This is a genomic window from Enterobacteriaceae bacterium ESL0689, assembly GCA_029433525.1.
GTDB lineage: Bacteria > Pseudomonadota > Gammaproteobacteria > Enterobacterales > Enterobacteriaceae > JAQTIF01.
The window spans coordinates 1,992,190-2,009,307 of record JAQTIF010000001.1 but is presented as its reverse complement, the minus strand read 5'-3'; the positions used below and the strand labels follow the sequence as shown (position 1 = coordinate 2,009,307).

The 17,118-nt window shown below is 47.1% G+C and carries 18 protein-coding genes; 10 read left to right on the top strand and 8 right to left on the bottom strand.

All coding sequences use genetic code 11. The annotated features are described in order from the left end of the window. The 4 genes from PT300_09695 to gstA all read left to right on the top strand — a co-directional run bounded on the left by PT300_09695 (position 1) and on the right by gstA (position 4,062). On the top strand, positions 1 to 708 hold the full coding sequence (locus PT300_09695; GenBank protein MDF7680834.1) for an electron transport complex subunit E: 708 nt from the start codon (positions 1 to 3) through the stop codon (positions 706 to 708). Beyond that, on the top strand, positions 701 to 1,336 hold the full coding sequence (nth, locus tag PT300_09690) for an endonuclease III (GenBank protein ID MDF7680833.1): 636 nt from the start codon (positions 701 to 703) through the stop codon (positions 1,334 to 1,336). Before PT300_09695 ends, nth begins: the two co-directional genes overlap by 8 nt. A 452-nt stretch (positions 1,337 to 1,788) precedes the next feature. After that, positions 1,789 to 3,255 (top strand): dipeptide/tripeptide permease DtpA, encoded by a 1,467-nt coding sequence (gene dtpA, locus PT300_09685; GenBank protein ID MDF7680832.1) that lies wholly within the window; start codon positions 1,789 to 1,791, stop codon positions 3,253 to 3,255. A gap of 204 nt (positions 3,256 to 3,459) precedes the next feature. Then, positions 3,460 to 4,062, top strand: coding sequence for a glutathione transferase GstA (gene gstA / locus PT300_09680; protein ID MDF7680831.1), 603 nt, complete (start codon positions 3,460 to 3,462; stop codon positions 4,060 to 4,062). A gap of 102 nt (positions 4,063 to 4,164) precedes the next feature. On the opposite strand, the gene pdxY is transcribed toward gstA, so the two are convergent. The 4 genes from pdxY to anmK form a co-directional block, all read right to left on the bottom strand. Then, entirely contained in the window at positions 4,165 to 5,025 is an 861-nt protein-coding gene (pdxY, locus tag PT300_09675; protein MDF7680830.1) for a pyridoxal kinase PdxY, read from the bottom strand. 59 nt (positions 5,026 to 5,084) lie between these two features. Then, positions 5,085 to 6,359, bottom strand: coding sequence for a tyrosine--tRNA ligase (tyrS, locus tag PT300_09670; protein MDF7680829.1), 1,275 nt, complete (start codon positions 6,357 to 6,359; stop codon positions 5,085 to 5,087). Between the two features lie 129 nt (positions 6,360 to 6,488). Next, positions 6,489 to 7,145, bottom strand: a complete 657-nt coding sequence (gene pdxH, locus PT300_09665; protein ID MDF7680828.1) for a pyridoxamine 5'-phosphate oxidase — start codon at positions 7,143 to 7,145, stop codon at positions 6,489 to 6,491. A 107-nt stretch (positions 7,146 to 7,252) separates the two neighbouring features. After that, positions 7,253 to 8,371, bottom strand: coding sequence for an anhydro-N-acetylmuramic acid kinase (anmK, locus tag PT300_09660; GenBank protein MDF7680827.1), 1,119 nt, complete (start codon positions 8,369 to 8,371; stop codon positions 7,253 to 7,255). Between the two features lie 253 nt (positions 8,372 to 8,624). On the opposite strand from anmK, the gene PT300_09655 reads away from it, so the two are divergent. Further along, positions 8,625 to 9,092, top strand: a complete 468-nt coding sequence (locus PT300_09655) for a glycine zipper 2TM domain-containing protein (GenBank protein ID MDF7680826.1) — start codon at positions 8,625 to 8,627, stop codon at positions 9,090 to 9,092. A gap of 51 nt (positions 9,093 to 9,143) precedes the next feature. Here the strand turns inward: PT300_09655 and slyA are convergent, their stop codons facing one another. Continuing rightward, a complete protein-coding gene (gene slyA / locus PT300_09650) occupies positions 9,144 to 9,578 on the bottom strand; it encodes a transcriptional regulator SlyA (protein MDF7680825.1) in 435 nt (144 codons plus the stop codon). Positions 9,579 to 10,208: 630 nt separating this feature from the next. Here slyA and gloA point away from each other — a divergent pair. Together gloA and rnt are read left to right on the top strand one after the other, a co-directional pair. After that, positions 10,209 to 10,616, top strand: a complete 408-nt coding sequence (gloA, locus tag PT300_09645; protein ID MDF7680824.1) for a lactoylglutathione lyase — start codon at positions 10,209 to 10,211, stop codon at positions 10,614 to 10,616. Positions 10,617 to 10,720: 104 nt separating this feature from the next. Next, entirely contained in the window at positions 10,721 to 11,362 is a 642-nt protein-coding gene (gene rnt / locus PT300_09640; GenBank protein ID MDF7680823.1) for a ribonuclease T, read from the top strand. A 174-nt stretch (positions 11,363 to 11,536) separates the two neighbouring features. Here the strand turns inward: rnt and PT300_09635 are convergent, their stop codons facing one another. Then, on the bottom strand, positions 11,537 to 11,884 hold the full coding sequence (locus PT300_09635) for a Grx4 family monothiol glutaredoxin (GenBank protein MDF7680822.1): 348 nt from the start codon (positions 11,882 to 11,884) through the stop codon (positions 11,537 to 11,539). Between the two features lie 326 nt (positions 11,885 to 12,210). On the opposite strand from PT300_09635, the gene PT300_09630 reads away from it, so the two are divergent. After that, the gene (locus PT300_09630; protein MDF7680821.1) at positions 12,211 to 13,131 is read left to right on the top strand and encodes a C40 family peptidase; all 921 of its coding nucleotides are present in this window, start codon (positions 12,211 to 12,213) and stop codon (positions 13,129 to 13,131) included. 85 nt (positions 13,132 to 13,216) lie between these two features. On the opposite strand, the gene PT300_09625 is transcribed toward PT300_09630, so the two are convergent. After that, complete coding sequence (locus PT300_09625) at positions 13,217 to 13,309, bottom strand: YnhF family membrane protein (protein MDF7680820.1); 93 nt, start codon at positions 13,307 to 13,309, stop codon at positions 13,217 to 13,219. A gap of 256 nt (positions 13,310 to 13,565) precedes the next feature. On the opposite strand from PT300_09625, the gene purR reads away from it, so the two are divergent. Together purR and cfa are read left to right on the top strand one after the other, a co-directional pair. Next, positions 13,566 to 14,591 (top strand): HTH-type transcriptional repressor PurR, encoded by a 1,026-nt coding sequence (gene purR / locus PT300_09620; GenBank protein ID MDF7680819.1) that lies wholly within the window; start codon positions 13,566 to 13,568, stop codon positions 14,589 to 14,591. 317 nt (positions 14,592 to 14,908) lie between these two features. After that, complete coding sequence (gene cfa, locus PT300_09615) at positions 14,909 to 16,057, top strand: cyclopropane fatty acyl phospholipid synthase (GenBank protein MDF7680818.1); 1,149 nt, start codon at positions 14,909 to 14,911, stop codon at positions 16,055 to 16,057. 123 nt (positions 16,058 to 16,180) lie between these two features. On the opposite strand, the gene PT300_09610 is transcribed toward cfa, so the two are convergent. Further along, positions 16,181 to 16,798 (bottom strand): riboflavin synthase subunit alpha, encoded by a 618-nt coding sequence (locus PT300_09610; protein MDF7680817.1) that lies wholly within the window; start codon positions 16,796 to 16,798, stop codon positions 16,181 to 16,183. Positions 16,799 to 17,118: the final 320 nt, after the last annotated feature.

The window sequence follows — 17,118 nt, the reverse complement described above, 5'->3', positions numbered from 1 at the left end:
ATGTCTGAAGCCAGAGAGGTCATCAGTCAGGGACTGTGGAAAAACAACTCCGCACTGGTACAACTGTTAGGCATGTGTCCCCTGCTTGCCGTCACTTCCACAGCCACCAATGCCTTGGGGCTCGGACTGGCGACAACATTAGTTCTGACACTCACCAATCTGGTGATTTCCTGTCTGCGTCACTGGACGCCAGAGGGGATCCGCATTCCCATTTACGTCATGGTCATCGCCTGTGTTGTCAGTATGGTACAGATGCTGATGAATGCCTGGGCATTGGGTTTATATCAATCGCTGGGCATTTTTATCCCCCTGATTGTCACTAACTGTATTGTCATCGGGCGTGCAGAAGTTTTTGCCTCAAAAACCGGGCCTTTGTTATCCGCACTGGATGGGTTTGCCACCGGGCTGGGGGCGACCTGTGCTATGTTTATTCTGGGAGCGATGCGGGAAATCATCGGTAACGGTACCCTGTTCGATGGCGCAGACAGCCTGTTGGGTCACTGGGCCAGGATATTACGAATTGAAGTTTTTCACACTGATACCCCCTTTTTGCTGGCGATGCTACCACCGGGAGCGTTTATTGGTCTTGGCATGACGCTGGCGATAAAATATCTCATTGATCAACGAATTAAACAGCATTCTGCAAAGCAAGCGAAGATCAACGTCTCCGTTTCAGCGAAAATGACAGGAAAAAACGGCAATGAATAAGAGCAAACGTCTGGAAATACTGATCCGACTGCGTGATGCCAATCCGCATCCGACAACGGAACTCCATTACACTTCACCCTTTGAATTATTGATAGCGGTTCTGCTTTCTGCTCAGGCAACCGATGTCAGTGTCAATAAAGCCACCGCCAGGCTCTGGCCGGTGGCCAATACCCCTGAATCGATGCTGGCGCTGGGTGTCGAAGGGGTGAAATCGTATATCCGGACAATTGGTTTGTATAACAGCAAAGCAGAAAACGTCATTAAGACCTGTCAGCTTCTCCTCGAACGCCATAATGGCGAAGTGCCGGAAGATCGCGCCGCGCTGGAAGCATTGCCGGGTGTCGGGCGCAAAACCGCTAACGTGGTGTTAAATACCGCTTTTGGCTGGCCAACCATCGCGGTCGATACCCATATTTTTCGTGTTTGCAACCGCACAGGGTTTGCCCCTGGAAAAAACGTTGAACAAGTGGAAGAGAAGCTTCTGAAAGTGGTGCCTGCTGAATTTAAGGTTAACTGCCATCACTGGTTGATTCTGCTGGGACGCTATACCTGCATTGCCAGAAAACCGCGTTGTGGCTCCTGTCTGATTGAAGACTTGTGCGAATTCAAACATAAAGTCTATCCATAGCCGCCCAGGCAGACCTCTGTTTTTTTAGCCGGCTAAGTTTGTGGTGATTCTTTAAGCAAAAAAAGTTTTTTTTCACTATGACATCATTCAGGCAATAAAATGTATACTTATTGTTAATAACAATTAAATCAATTAATTTATTTTGTTAAAAATAATCATATATATTTGATATTGAATATAATTTTTAACATCTAATCTATGTTTTTTTGTTTGTAAAAGATCATAATTTGATAAGAATCTGAAAAAAAGTTTAAAGGTTATTAATCTCTGGTGCATCGATGAACAATTCTGCCCTCTTCAATTGTAAAAAATTATTTCTATGTTATTGCCTCAGAGAGCAGGATAGTGAACATTATCCGCCGCTTTTCCTTCCAGAATAACTATAAGTGGCGATTTTCTTAACGTGCGCCCTGAATTAGCCCCATAAATATGGGACAAAAAAAGAGGTTTATGTGTCAACTGCGAACAAAAAAACAACCGAAAGTGTAAGTCTTAACGCATTCAAGCAACCAAGATCGTTCTATCTGATCTTCTCGATAGAATTATGGGAGCGTTTTGGTTTCTATGGTTTACAAGGGATCATGGCTGTTTACCTTGTAAAACAACTCAATATGTCGGAAGCGGATTCCATTACTCTCTTTTCCTCCTTTAGTGCGTTGGTTTACGGCCTTGTCGCAGTTGGCGGCTGGTTAGGCGATAAAGTCCTTGGCACAAAACGTGTCATCATGTTGGGGACGATCGTACTGGCCATCGGTTATGCGTTTGTTGCCTATTCAAGCCATAACACCCATATCGTTTATATGGGTATGGCGACCATCGCTGTCGGTAACGGCTTATTTAAAGCGAATCCCTCTTCTTTGTTATCTACCTGTTATGCCAAAGACGACCCGCGTCTTGATGGTGCATTTACTATGTACTACATGGCGATTAACATTGGTTCATTCTTTTCGATGCTGGCAACCCCCTGGCTGGCGAACAGATATGGCTGGAGCATCGCTTTCTCCCTGAGTGTTATCGGTATGTTGATAACACTGGTCAACTTTATATTCTGCCGGAATTGGGTGAAAGAGTATGGCTCAAAACCCGACTTTGCCCCGCTTCATACCGGTAAGTTACTGGCAACACTCGCTGGGATAATCATTCTGATTGGCATCGCCACCTGGCTACTACATAACCAGAGTATCGCTCGTATAGCACTGGCTATCATTGCACTGGTTATCGTCGTTGTCTTTATCAAAGAAGCTGCCGCCATGCATGGCCCGGCGCGACGTAAAATGATCGTGGCCTTCATTATGATGATGCAGGCTATTGTCTTTTTTGTGCTTTATAGTCAGATGCCCACTTCACTCAACTTCTTTGCCATCCGCAATGTAGAGCATACTATTCTGGGTATCCAGTTTCAGCCCGAACAGTTCCAGGCGCTCAATCCCTTCTGGATTATGATCGGTAGCCCTATCCTGGCTGCTATCTATAACAAGATGGGCGATCGCCTGCCGATGCCGCATAAATTTGCCATCGGTATGGCACTTTGCTCTATGGCCTTTTTTGTGCTGCCACTAGGGGCAAAATTTGCGACTGATGCTGGTATCGTCTCTGTTAACTGGTTAATTTTAAGCTACGCATTACAGAGTATCGGTGAGCTGATGATTTCAGGTTTAGGTCTGGCCATGATTGCCCAGCTGGTTCCACAACGTCTGATGGGCTTTATCATGGGCAGCTGGTTTCTGACGAATGCGGGTGCCGCTATCATCGCAGGCAATGTCGCTAATCTGATGGCTGTTCCGAATAATGTCACCGATCCTTTGCAGTCTCTGGCAGTCTATGGGCATGTCTTCCTGCAAATCGGTATCGTCACTGCCATTATCGCGGTATTGATGTTTATTATCGCGCCAAAACTGAATCGTATGACTCAGAAATAAGCCGCTGCCTGTACCCTGTGTAAAATCTGATGTCAGTCGCCGTATATCGCACGGCGACTGGCAAATCGATAATTGTCTTTCCGCTATATCCCCCTCCCCGCTAACGAATATCTGTCTCTTCCAAATTCGCTGCTATTTTTGTCGCTTCTTTTTTATCGCTAAGGCGGCTACTATGACTAAAACTACCGCTATGAGGAGTGACTGATGAAACTGTTCTATACACCCGGTGCTTGTTCCCTTGCTTCACATATTACCCTGCGTGAAAGCGGCCTCGATTTCACACTACAACGTGTCGATCTGGCGAATAAATGTCTGGAAAATGGTAGTGACTATCTGCAGATCAATCCGAAGGGACAGGTTCCAGCACTGTTGCTTGATGACGAAACACTTCTCACTGAAGGGGTCGCGATTATGCAATATATTGCAGACAGTGTCCCGGATCGTCAGCTACTGGCACCGGTTGGAGTGATGACCCGTTATCACACTCTGGCGTGGCTAAATTATATCGCCACTGAGCTCCATAAAGGATTTTCTCCCCTTTTTCACCCGGATACGCCCGCAGAATATAAAGCACTGGTTAGTCAGCAACTGGAGAATAAACTGCAATATATTAATGCGGCGTTACAGGATAAACAGTGGATCAATGGATATCGCTTCACCATTGCCGATGGTTATCTGTTTACCATACTGCGCTGGGCTGATGCGATGAAACTGATCAAGGCTGACTATCACAATATTGATCGCTGGATGAAACAGGTTGCTGCCCGCCCTGCCGTTGCAGCAGCACTGGATGCTGAAAATCAGTAGAATATGCCAGCTGGTATTGAGATCATCAAACCGCTGGTTTCTGGTGGAAAAGCAGATAACTGCCGTTGCCCGGAAAACAACCTTAACCGGGCAACAGACTGTTTAGATTTGTGTCGCGTGAAACCATTGTGTCGGTTGCGCAATGCGATCCTGGGCAGCGACAATTTGCAGCTCATATTCCTGCATCGTTTTTGTCGTCAGCATAATCTCATATACCGCCGCCGTCACATGTTCCAGCGCTTCACGCAGACTTGCCCCCTGGAGCAATTTAACCAGCAGTAAGCCGCTGGTGACATCCCCGACGCCAACTGGCTGACGTTGACCAAAATCGACCAACGGCCGACTGATATGCCAGGCCTCAGCGTCAGTGACTAAAAGCATTTCAAAACGATCCTTGTCCATCCCGGCACACGCAAGATGCTTCACCAGCACTATCTCTGGACCCTGTGCAATCAGCTCACGCGCGGCAGAAACCGCATCGGTAACAGAAGCCACCGGATGACCACACAGAATCTCCAGCTCAATCAGATTGGGGGCGATGATATCACTGGCGGGGAGTGCATAACGGACATGAAAATCAGCAACACCGGGAGCAACAATACATCCTTTCTCCGGATGCCCCATGACAGGATCACAAAAATATTTCGCCGCCGGATTAACCGCTTTTACCTGACGAACAATATCCAGAATACGTTCGCCCTGCTCAGCCGATCCCAGATAGCCACTTAACACCGCATCACAACGCTGAAGCTGATCAATATCCGCAATCCCCTGAACAATGTCAGTAAGATGTTCTGGCGGCATCACACAGCCGGTCCATTTTCCGTATTGGGTATGATTAGAGAACTGTACCGTATTCAGCGGCCAGACATTGGCACCGAGGCGGCGCATAGGAAATACAGCAGCACTGTTGCCAGCATGGCCAAATACCACATGAGACTGAATAGCAAGAATATCGATCATTGGGGACACCTGATACCAGAAAACAGGGATATCTTTGATATCCCTAAAATTTTACATAGTCACTTCCAGCAAACCAGACAGTAATTTTTCTTACCACGACGGAGTAAAGTGTAGTGGCCAAACAAGCGGTCTGTCTCATTAAATAGATACTCTGGATCAGCCTGTTTTTCGCCATTGACGGTGACGGCGTTAGCGATAACGGCCTTCCGCGCCTGTCCGCGGGAGGGTTGCAATTCAGAATCAACCAGCACCTGCAGAAGATCCGCTGTTTTTTCCGCTTCGATTATCGGCATACCATCCTGAGCCAGCTGGGCAAAGTCCGTCTCCTGCAGATCGCTCAAATGACCGTTAAACAAACTTTCGGTAATACGTTGTGCCGCGGCCAGCCCCTCTTCACCATGTACCAGGCGCGTCACCTGTTCCGCCAGCACATATTGCGCACGCGGTGCTTTACCACTATTTCTGTCCTCTTCTTCCAGTGCCGCGATCGCGTCAATGCTCATGAAAGTGAAAAACCTGAGGAAACGGTAAACATCGGCATCGGCGGTATTAATCCAGAACTGGTAGAATTTATAAGGACTGGTTTTTTTCGGGTCCAGCCAGACAGCACCGCCTTCGGTTTTACCGAATTTAGTCCCATCCGCTTTAGTAATTAATGGCACCGTCAAACCAAATACCTGATTCTGATGTAAACGGCGGGTCAGATCGATCCCCGAAGTGATATTCCCCCACTGATCGGAACCACCAATCTGCAATACCACATTATGACGCTTATTCAGACAGGCGAAATCATACCCTTGTAACAGGTTATAAGAGAATTCAGTAAAGGAGATACCTTGATCATCGCGATTCAGACGCTGTCTGACCGCCTCTTTATTAATCATCTGGTTAACAGAGAAGTGTTTTCCGATATCCCGCAGGAAAGTCAGCACATTCATGCTGCCAAACCAGTCATAGTTATTAGCCATGATAGCGGCATTGTCGCCACAGGTGAAATCGAGGAACGGCGTCACCTGCTGACGAATTTTATCCACCCACTCCTGTACTGTACTTTCGGTATTCAGTTTGCGTTCAACGGCTTTGAAGCTGGGATCGCCAATCAGACCTGTCGCCCCGCCGACCAGCGCCACCGGTTGATGTCCTGCCATCTGGAAACGTTTCAGGCATAGCAAGGGAACAAGATGCCCCAAATGCAAGCTATCAGCGGTAGGATCGAAGCCACAATAAAGGGCGATTGGCCCTTGCGCCAGACGCTCTGCTAGCGCGTTCTCATCCGTGACCTGGGCTATCAACCCCCGCTCCTGCAATTGTTTAATCAGGTTACTGCTTGCCATCAAAGTCTCCATGAATCAAACGACTTCGTTTTTGTCGAATGCAAAATAAAGTCGCGATGTAAAATAGTTGACATAGAATAAAGCGCCAGCCCACTCTGCACCAGCGTTTAACATAACAAATTTGGTGAATTACGGTGCCAGCCGATCAATTTTCCATACATCATTATCGCGCTGATACAAAAAGCGATCATGCAGGCGATGTTCGCCCCCCTGCCAGAACTCTATCTGTTCAATACAGACACGGAATCCCCCCCAGAAGCTCGGTAGCGGGATCTCGCCTTGCCGGAATTTCTGCTTCAGTTCAAGAAACTTGCTTTCGAGAAGAGAGCGGGCAGACACCGGGCTTGACTGTCGGGAAACCCATGCGGCAATCTGACTATCGCGGGGACGGCTGTGGAAATATTTGACCACTTCCAGCGCTGACAGACGTTCTGCTTTTCCTGCGACGATCACCTGACGCTCCAGCATATGCCAGGGAAAAAGCAAACTGACGCGCGGGTTATCAGCAATCTGCCGGGCCTTACGACTCCCCAGATTGGTATAAAACACCAGTCCTTTTTCATCGTAGTGTTTCAGTAAAACGATACGCTGTGAGGGTTGAGCTTGTTCATCAACCGTGGCAACCACCATCGCCGTGGGATCAGCCAGCCGGGCTTCACACGCTTGTCTGAGCCAGCGCTCAAACAACACTAAGGGTTCAGCGGGAAGATCCCGACGACGCAATCCTTCGCGGGTGTACTCCCGACGCAGGGATGCGATTTGCTGCAATTCGTTATCATCAGACATAGCGAGTGAAAAAAAGTGTCATCAATGATCTCATTGTGCGCTACCGGAATATAAATCTCAACGACAAGTCATCGGTAATGATGAATCGCTTATCGGGTCAATTGAGGTTATTCAGGGCGCGGATTAGCAGGGAAAATAGCCCCCAGGACAGAAGCTTCCGTCGCTCCTGTCACTGCCGGCAGATTGCCCGGTAACCCAGAGAGCGTCCGCCATGCCAGCCAGGCGAAGGCCAGTGCTTCCATGTCATCACCATTAACACCTTCGCTATCTGTGGTCACAACATCGGTTTCCGCCAGCAGTGCCGCCAGGCGAGACATCAGCAGTGGATTATGCGCACCACCACCACAAACCAGCAGGCGTTGACAACCGCCATGATAATGTACCTGATCAGCGATAGTCACTGCAGTCAGCTCCACCAGGGTTGCCTGAACATCCTGTGGGCGCAGCTCAGGATAACGCGCCAGATGCCCCTGTAACCAGCGGATATTAAAATACTCGCGTCCTGTACTTTTCGGTGCTGGCAAGGCAAACCACGGATCGCCCAGCATAGATTGCAATAAAGGGTACGACACTTTGCCCTGATAAGCCCATTGTGCATCCTGGTCATAATTTTTACCGCATTGTTGCCAGATCCATGTATCCATTAACATATTGCCAGGACCGGTGTCATAACCTCGTACCGGTTCGCCGGGAAACAGCAGCGATAGATTGGCAATTCCGCCGATATTTAAGACAATCCGTCGTTCATTGGGGTGCGCTAATAACGCATGATGAAAGGCGGGAACCAGGGGTGCTCCCTGGCCACCCAGCGCCATATCACGGCGGCGAAAATCGCCGACCACAGTCACACCTGTACGAGCAACGATCTGATTATTATCACCAAGTTGTAACGTATTTGCCTTCTCCCCCAGCGGCTCATGCCATACCGTCTGACCATGACAACCGATCGCAATAATATCCGCTGGTTGTAAATTTTGCCGTGCCATTAACGCCAGCACGGCTTCCGCGAATAATCGCCCCAGTGATACATCCAGATAGCCGAGTTGCGATAAGGTGAGCGACTGCCCCTGACAAATCGCCAAAATAGCTTCTTTCAGCTGCACCGGCATGGGATGCGACAGCGCAGCCCGCTGAACAACCGTGTTTTCATTCACCGTGGCGAGGACAACATCAACACCATCAAGACTGGTCCCAGACATAACGCCGATAAAATAACCAGATAGCATACCGTTTCTGCACTCCATGAGTTGGGTCTTTTTTCACTCCATCATAAATGAAGGTGCAATGCTATGCTGTTATCCTTTTTTTGGCTCACAGACAAGAAAAAGCGCCGGTGTTTATCTCAGGTTGAGGTGCCCTTTATTACTCTCTTATTATGATCATAATAATAAAGTTATGTGTACCAACAACGGACAAATCCCCTTATAATTGAGATGACGAGCAGTTAACAAAATTGGCTTTAACGAAGGGGTTTCATAAATGATTTTACGTGTTTTGGCTCTCTCTATGATTAGTCTGTCACTTGCAGGATGTGTTAACGACAGCGACCTTGCTGGTGATGTTTACTCCGCGTCGGAAGCCAAACAGGTACGAAACGTTACCTATGGCACTATCGTTAATATTAAAAAGGTTAAAATCCAAAGCGACGATAAAAACGATGCACTGGGTGCCATCGGTGGCGCGGTTCTCGGTGGTTTTCTGGGACATACCATTGGCAGCGGAACCGGGCGTTCACTGGCGACTGCCGCAGGCGCAGTTGCGGGTGGGCTAACCGGTCAGAACGTCCAGGGCGCGATGAACCGGTCACAAGGGCTCGAACTGGAAATCCGCAAAGATGATGGCAACACCATTATCGTTGTGCAGAAACAAGGGGAATATACCTACTCTGTGGGTCAGCGTGTAGCCATTGCTGGCAATCGCGAACGTGTCACCGTCTCTCCCCGCTAACTTTTTGTTCAAGCGGCCATGACGGCCGCTATTGTCCCGTTTCGTGAGTGCTCAATCTTTTGGATGGAGATTAAGGATATTTTTTTCCAGTCTATGAACCAGATTGAGCATGTTTTCTACCTCTTGTGCTGAAATACCAGACAGGATTTCTTCGCGGGTTTTATTGATGACCTCTTCCATCTCCTTAATCAACGGTTCAGCCTTTTCCATTAACAAAATACGTTTCGCCCGGCGATCATTTGCACATATTTGACGAGATATGAGACCTTTCGCTTCCAGCTGATCTAATGTACGCACTAATGAAGGTTGTTCAATACCAATCGCTTTTGCCAGTTGAATTTGTGACTGTTCAGGAGGCAATTGATGGATATTATGCAACGTTACCCAGTGTGTTTGCGTTAATGCCAGAGGTTTTAAGCGCTGGTCAATCAACGCACGCCAAATGCGTACTAAACGTACCAGATCAGAACCAAGTGGTGATTCCAATTTCGTCTCCTTATAATTATCTTACTAAGTTGTTACCCTGGTTATAATGATTGTGCAACATTTAAAGTACCAAAACAAATCAATTATTAGATTCAGGCAAACTAAAACAATAGTTTACAATTTATTGTCATATTTTAATTTAAAATTTCGGCTGGCGAGACCAGAAAAGGTTAATTTGCTCAAACCGAGGGGGCGCTTCCGGGGCTTATGACAGCAGGGTCTAAAGAAGCGCTATCGCGGCTCTTTATATCCCTGAGACCACGCGGAGTACGGGTTCCTGGCGGACATGAATATTCTCCAGTCCGCAATGAAAGCGTTATTGTCACCTGACAAAACAGCCTTCATCATCGATGCCAGTGACAGCATTAAACAGAGACAGAATGACGGAGAATTTTATTACTGTTATTAATATCACTGGCGATGTTGAATAAAAAACGCTGTATTTATAGCGGTTATCGTGTATATGCCGCATCATCCTGCCAGTCTGAATCAGATGTTATTGTCCCGTAACAAAAATGATTTAGAGTATAGTATCATGTTGTAACAAACTATTTGTTTATTTATTACGCTATTGTGTCTCTTTTCGCCAATAGCTCCCCGTGAAAGCGGGTGATAAAAAGGAGTGAAAAAATGCGATTACTTCATACAATGTTGCGCGTTGGTGATCTGCAACGTTCCATCCAATTTTATACCGATGTACTGGGCATGAAGTTACTGCGTACCAGTGAAAACCCGGAGTATAAATATTCACTGGCCTTTCTAGGCTATGGTGAAGAAAGTGACACTACCGTTATCGAACTGACTTATAACTGGGGAGTAGATAAATATGATCACGGCAACGCCTATGGGCATATTGCGTTAAGCGTAGAAAATGCCGCCACCGCCTGTGACCGTATTCGTCAAAATGGTGGTCGCGTTACCCGTGAAGCAGGGCCGGTTAAGGGAGGATCTACCGTTATTGCGTTTATTGAAGATCCGGATGGTTATAAAATCGAACTGATTGAAGCGAAAGATGCCGGTAAAGGTCTCGGTCACTAATTGGTTTCAGACACGCATCAACCGCCATTGTTTTCGCTCCGCTACTGCAAGGCGGAGCGAAATTTGCCATAATGACCGCCATTTTTTTTAGCTAAGAGAATCTCATGTCCGAAAACGTGCAACTTAATGGTCTGTGCGACCGTTTTCGTGGTTTCTATCCTGTAGTCATTGATGTAGAGACTGCCGGATTTAATCCCCGGACAGACGCTCTGCTTGAGATCGCAGCTATTACGCTGAAAATGGATGACCAGGGCTGGCTGATGCCCAATGAAACATTACATTTCCATATAGAGCCGTTCGCAGGCGCGAATTTGCAGCCTGAAGCCCTGGCCTTTAACGGTATTAATCCGCACGATCCTGATCGTGGTGCGGTAAGCGAATATCATGCTCTGCATGCTATTTTCAAGACAATCCGCAAAGGAATGCAATCTCATCACTGCCATCGCGCCATTATGGTTGCGCATAATGCTAAATTCGATCATGGCTTTATGATGTCTGCGGCCGAACGTGCGGGGCTGAAGCGTAATCCCTTTCATCCTTTTACCACGTTTGATACCGCGACACTCAGCGGCCTGGTTTTCGGCCAGACGGTATTATCCAGAGCCTGCCTTGCCGCGGGTATGACGTTTGACAGTGAACAGGCGCATTCTGCCCGCTATGATACCGAACAGACAGCGCAACTATTTTGTGAAATGGTGAATCGCTGGAAACGCCTGGGAGGCTGGCCAGTACCACTGGCAGAGTAAAAAATAGCACTGTTCCATAATCAGAAACCGTTCAGAACAACGCTAGCAACATGCCCCAGCGGCCAGGGGCATGTGTTGTTACGCAGCGTCTGAAATAACAGATGAATGACCGGCGAATGCCGCAATCTGCAGAGTGCTTAGCCAGCGAAAAGCCGTTATCTGTCGGCTGACTCGTTACTCTGATTTGGGTTCATCGCTCTTATATTTAGCCGCTGCCTGCTGAATGAGCGGCAGCAGTTCTCCGCGCTGAAACATTTCAAGCACAATATCACATCCCCCTATCAACTCTCCCTCCACCCAGAGCTGCGGGAAAGTGGGCCAGTTGGCATATTTTGGCAATTCAGCACGGATATCAGGGTTCTGTAATATATCAACATAGGCAAAACGCTCACCACACGCTGACAATGCCTGCACCGCCTGAGCGGAAAAACCACAGGCGGGTAGCTTGGGTGATCCTTTCATATACAACAGAATCGGATTCTCAGCGATTTGACGTTGAATTTTCTCTATAGTCATACTCATTACCGTACTTCCTTAACTTTTATAACTTTTATGTGACAGTGTTCTGCTATTGTAGCGCTCTCAACCACAGACAGATAGTGGCTTTATCCGTCCACTTATTTAAATCCTGAGGCGTCATGTGACATGGCGTGGCGGAGACAAATTTACTTTATTTTTCATAATGAATAATAGCTTGATCGCGGTAGAGTTTTTTCATTTATCATGGCTTAAAAAACCAGTCAGAGATAAAATCTATTAACTTTTCTGGTTTTTATGTTTTAAAATTACCCATATTTTCCTGTATACCATCAGATATACAGGTATGCCCCTTAACAGGAGACGACGCAGTGGCGCAGCTATATAAAATCACGATATCATTCTGTGTATTACTGTTTAGCGCGCTCTCCGTCACACCACTGGCACTGGCTTCAGGGCAGACACCACCTGCAGCTTCATCAAAAAGCCCTCAGACTAAAAATATCAGTGATCGAAAAACACGCCTTAACAGTAAGCAGGCTAAAGCTCCCCGCGCGCAAGTGGCTAAAACGTCAGTGAATAAAACCAGCGCCGCCCTGTCAAAAGAGCGTCAGACTAAACGCACCAGCGAGCAGAAAAGTCAGGCCAGGCAGAGTACAAAACCTCTCGCTGCCCGCCAGACTGCAAAGATCACCAATCAATGCCCACAACGTAAAGGCGATAAAAAACAGTGTGCGAAGTCGGCAAAAGCATCGGCAAAACCGATGCCAGTGGCGATGAATAACGCGCGAAAAAAATGTGCTTCTCGTAAAGGTCAGAACACCAATTGCAAAACAACCCGCGAAAAATCACCATTGACATTATCAGCTGCACATAAAGCGCGTGTTCAGAAAGCCCAGACGATCGCCATGTCAAAGCTGATGGGGCAGATTGGTAAACCGTATCGCTGGGGAGGCACGTCTCCACAAACGGGTTTTGATTGCAGTGGACTGATTTATTACGCCTATAAAGATCTGGTAAAAATTCGCATCCCGCGGACCGCGAATGAAATGTATCATCTGGATGATGCCAGACCGGTGGAACGCAGTGAGTTACAGAGTGGCGATTTGGTCTTTTTCCGCACCCAAAACCGTGGTGTTGCTGATCATGTTGGTGTCTATGTCGGCAATGGCAAATTTATTCAGTCACCGCGTTCAGGCCGCGATATTCAGATAACGTCGCTAAGCGAGGATTACTGGACTCGTCATTATGTCGGTGCCCGCCGCGTGATGACCCCCAAAAATCTCCGCTGATGGACAGGCTCTTATCCCTGTCAGAAAAGAGGAAAGTCATCTGCTGCCCAAAAACCACAAAACGACTTTCCCTTATCAAATAAGATCAGTGCAGTACCGCAATCAGCCCGACCGTCACGATAAGCCCCAGAACGATAACCGTTGTTGTTAACGAAAGCTTTAAATCTGTATCCATCATTTTCCTCTGGCGATTCTTATATCAAAAAACAGGTCTTCTTATTCTGGCACAACAATGAGTAAAAATCTTATGAGATTACCGATGATATCGCCTTTAGCACTTTCCCTTTTCTGTAAGATCAGACAAAATTCACTAAGAGTATGAGTCTATCGACCTGTGATCCCTTCCTGTTGTTCTGCGTCGTTGCCGCGACGCGATGTCTGTATAAAGACAAGTATTTAGCAGACAATCTGATCAAGGTCTGGAGTGAGAAGTAATGGCGACTATTAAAGATGTTGCGAAACGCGCGAACGTTTCAACTACGACAGTTTCACATGTCATCAACAAAACACGTTTCGTTGCTGAAGAGACTCGCAACGCTGTCTGGAAAGCGATCAAAGATCTACACTATTCTCCCAGCGCAGTAGCACGGAGCCTGAAAGTTAACCATACCAAATCCATCGGCCTGTTGGCGACCAGTAGTGAAGCAGCCTATTTTGCAGAAATTATCGAAGCAATAGAAAAGAATTGTTTCCAGAAAGGCTACACGCTGATTCTGGGTAACGCCTGGAACGATCCGGAAAAACAACGCGCCTACCTCTCGATGATGGCACAGAAACGTGTCGATGGTTTGCTGGTTATGTGTTCAGAATACCCACAACCGGTGCTGAAAATGCTGGAAGAGTATCGTCATATCCCTATGGTGGTCATGGACTGGGGGGAATCGAAAGCTGATTTTACCGATTCAGTGATTGATAACGCTTTCGAAGGTGGCTATATGGCAGGACGTTATCTGATCGAACGTGGTCATCGCGAAATTGGGGTGATCTCGGGATCGCTGGAACGTAATACCGGTGCCGGGCGGCTGGCGGGTTTTATAAAAGCGATGGAAGAGGCACAGATTACGATCCCCGATAGCTGGATTGTGCAGGGTGACTTCGAACCCGAATCCGGTTATCAGGCAATGCAGCAGATTCTGAACCAGTCACATCGACCCACCGCTATTTTCTGTGGCGGTGATATTATGGCAATGGGCGCTATTTGTGCCGCGGATGAACTGGGCCTGCGCGTACCCCAGGATATCTCGCTGATTGGCTATGATAACGTGCGCAACGCCCGCTACTTCAGTCCATCACTGACGACCATTCACCAGCCAAAAGATTCGCTGGGTGAAGCGGCGTTCAATATGCTACTGGATCGTATCGTCAATAAGCGTGAAATATCACAGTCGATAGAAGTTCATCCCCGTCTGATCGAGCGCCGTTCCGTTATTGATGGCCCATTTATCGATTATCGCCGCTAAACCTGCCTCCCGTGTCGGTTATTCCGGCACGGATCTTCCGCAATCAGTTAGATGTGTTAATGAATAGTAATTTTTTTGATAATGTATTTTTATTGAAAGCAGGATATCAGCATCCTATACTGAATCCAGCAGGTGGTAATCAGAATATTTATTGATACGGAAAAACTGTGTTAATTCCACTATGGATGGCTTTTGTAGAAAGGCTCCTGCTTTTCTTTTTCCTGCACCAGATGGCAATTTCATGAATTTTCTCACCAGATATTAAAGATGTTCATATTGTTCGCCTGTTTTGAATACCTGGATGTAATGGAGATATTATGAGTTCCTCATGTATAGAAAAAGTAGAAGTGCCACATGATAACTGGTATCGGATTGCAACTGAATTGCTTGCCTGTGCCAATATTGAAATCAATGGTTCCTCTCCGGCTGATTTGCAGATTAAAAACCCGTCTTTTTTTAAGCGTGTTTTACAGGAGGGATCGCTGGGATTAGGTGAAAGTTATATGGATGGCTGGTGGGATTGCGAGCGGCTGGATATCTTCTTTCACCAGGTTTTGCACGCGGGACTGGAAAATCAGTTACCTCATCACTTCAAAGATACCTTACGTATCGCGGGCGCACGCCTGTTTAACCTGCAAAGCAGAAAACGCGCGTGGATCGTCGGGAAAGAGCATTATGATCTCGGCAATGATCTTTTCAGCCGCATGCTCGATCCTTATTTACAATATTCGTGTGGCTACTGGAAAGAAGCGTGCTCCCTGGAGCAGGCACAACTGGCAAAATTAGATCTTATTTGTCGCAAACTGCAACTGAAGCCCGGTATGCGAGTGCTGGATATTGGTTGTGGCTGGGGGGGACTGGCCTGTTATATAGCGAAAAATTATCATGTCAGTGTCGTCGGCGTCACTATCTCTGCCGAACAACAAAAAATGGCGCAGCAACGCTGTGAAGGACTGGATGTCACTATCCTGTTACAGGACTATCGCGATTTAGAGGATTGTTTTGACCGTATTGTTTCTGTCGGAATGTTTGAGCATGTTGGCCCCAAAAATTATGCGGCTTATTTTGATATTGTCGACCGCAATCTGAAGGCTGATGGTCTGTTTTTACTGCATACCATCGGCTCTAAAAAAACCGACCTTAACGTCGATCCGTGGATCAACAAATATATTTTCCCGAACGGTTGCTTACCTTCAGTGCGACAAATTGCTCAGGCCAGTGAATCACATTTTGTCATGGAAGACTGGCACAATATGGGGGCTGATTACGATACGACATTGATGTCCTGGTATCAGCGCTTCCTGGCAAGCTGGCCGGTGATTGCCAGACACTATTCAGAACGGTTTAAGCGCATGTTTAGTTATTACCTCAATGCCTGTGCGGGGGCTTTTCGCGCACGCGATATCCAGCTCTGGCAGATTGTTTTTTCGCGCGGTGTGGAAAACGGGATCCGTGTCGCTCGTTGAGGACAGAGGCACTATCGGCGAGATATCAAATGATTTTTACCATTAACAGCGGAAATCAAATGAATGATTTCCGCTTTCTCTTGTTGATGCCCGCGACAACAGCACTGATAATCCTGGCTGCTGCTACGCCTTTTCTCGTGCTGCCAGCACCCGTTCCACCGTGTCAACCACCGCCTGAGTCTGAGGATCAATCTCAATATTGACACGACTGCCTATCTTTTTCGTGCCCAGTGTTGTCCGTTGCAATGTTTCAGGAATTAGGTGAACACAAAAACGTGTTGCAGTCACTTCACCGACGGTCAGACTGATCCCATCTACTGCGATAAAACCTTTATAAATAATGTATTTCATCAGAGCAGGGTTCTGAACTTTAAACCAAATCTGATGATTATTTTCTGAAGTCATTATTCTGGCAATTTCTGCTGTCGTCATAATATGACCTGACATCAAATGACCGCCAATCTCATCGCTGAATGTCGCCGCACGCTCAACATTGATCTCGTCCCCCTGCTGGAGTTCACCAAGATTAGTAACACGCAACGTCTCTCTCATCAAATCAAAACTGACATGCAAACCATCAATATCAGTCACCGTCAGGCAACAGCCATTATGTGCCACCGATGCCCCGGTCTTCAGTCCTTCAAGCATCGATTCTGGTAGTTCCACGACATGCGTGCGGAAATCAGGTTTCTCATCAATTGATATAACTTTAGCGATCCCCTGTACAATACCCGTAAACATGTTTTACTCCCGCAGGCCGTTACGCCCTACTCTTCATATTCTCTTGACTGGCAACAATAACAGCTGATAACGCAGGTTGCCAGCAGACATTACCGCCAGCAATTTTTTACTGGCTTAATGATATATCCTCGCTACAATAGCCCCGAATATTTTATCATTCTTCCTTTTGCTGCTACCCATAGCGGCTTTTTTAGTCTAAGCGCCTGGCCCACCAGGTTATTAACGCAGCCAGTCTGGACACGGATAGCGCAGAGAAACCGCAGCGTACAGGGAGTACGTGAAGATTTCGGACTCTACCCAGGGATAAAATGGCAAGTAAA

Excerpts from the sequence above, each read along its gene's own strand:
- PT300_09695 (MDF7680834.1), top strand. The coding sequence starts at position 1 with ATGTCTGAAGCCAGAGAGGTCATCAGTCAGGGACTGTGGAAAAACAAC.
- nth (MDF7680833.1), top strand. The coding sequence starts at position 701 with ATGAATAAGAGCAAACGTCTGGAAATACTGATCCGACTGCGTGATGCC.
- gstA (MDF7680831.1), top strand. The coding sequence starts at position 3,460 with ATGAAACTGTTCTATACACCCGGTGCTTGTTCCCTTGCTTCACATATT.
- pdxY (MDF7680830.1), bottom strand. The coding sequence starts at position 5,025 with ATGATCGATATTCTTGCTATTCAGTCTCATGTGGTATTTGGCCATGCT.
- tyrS (MDF7680829.1), bottom strand. The coding sequence starts at position 6,359 with ATGGCAAGCAGTAACCTGATTAAACAATTGCAGGAGCGGGGGTTGATA.
- pdxH (MDF7680828.1), bottom strand. The coding sequence starts at position 7,145 with ATGTCTGATGATAACGAATTGCAGCAAATCGCATCCCTGCGTCGGGAG.
- anmK (MDF7680827.1), bottom strand. The coding sequence starts at position 8,371 with ATGCTATCTGGTTATTTTATCGGCGTTATGTCTGGGACCAGTCTTGAT.
- PT300_09655 (MDF7680826.1), top strand. The coding sequence starts at position 8,625 with ATGATTTTACGTGTTTTGGCTCTCTCTATGATTAGTCTGTCACTTGCA.
- gloA (MDF7680824.1), top strand. The coding sequence starts at position 10,209 with ATGCGATTACTTCATACAATGTTGCGCGTTGGTGATCTGCAACGTTCC.
- rnt (MDF7680823.1), top strand. The coding sequence starts at position 10,721 with ATGTCCGAAAACGTGCAACTTAATGGTCTGTGCGACCGTTTTCGTGGT.
- PT300_09635 (MDF7680822.1), bottom strand. The coding sequence starts at position 11,884 with ATGAGTATGACTATAGAGAAAATTCAACGTCAAATCGCTGAGAATCCG.
- PT300_09625 (MDF7680820.1), bottom strand. The coding sequence starts at position 13,309 with ATGATGGATACAGATTTAAAGCTTTCGTTAACAACAACGGTTATCGTT.
- purR (MDF7680819.1), top strand. The coding sequence starts at position 13,566 with ATGGCGACTATTAAAGATGTTGCGAAACGCGCGAACGTTTCAACTACG.
- cfa (MDF7680818.1), top strand. The coding sequence starts at position 14,909 with ATGAGTTCCTCATGTATAGAAAAAGTAGAAGTGCCACATGATAACTGG.
- PT300_09610 (MDF7680817.1), bottom strand. The coding sequence starts at position 16,798 with ATGTTTACGGGTATTGTACAGGGGATCGCTAAAGTTATATCAATTGAT.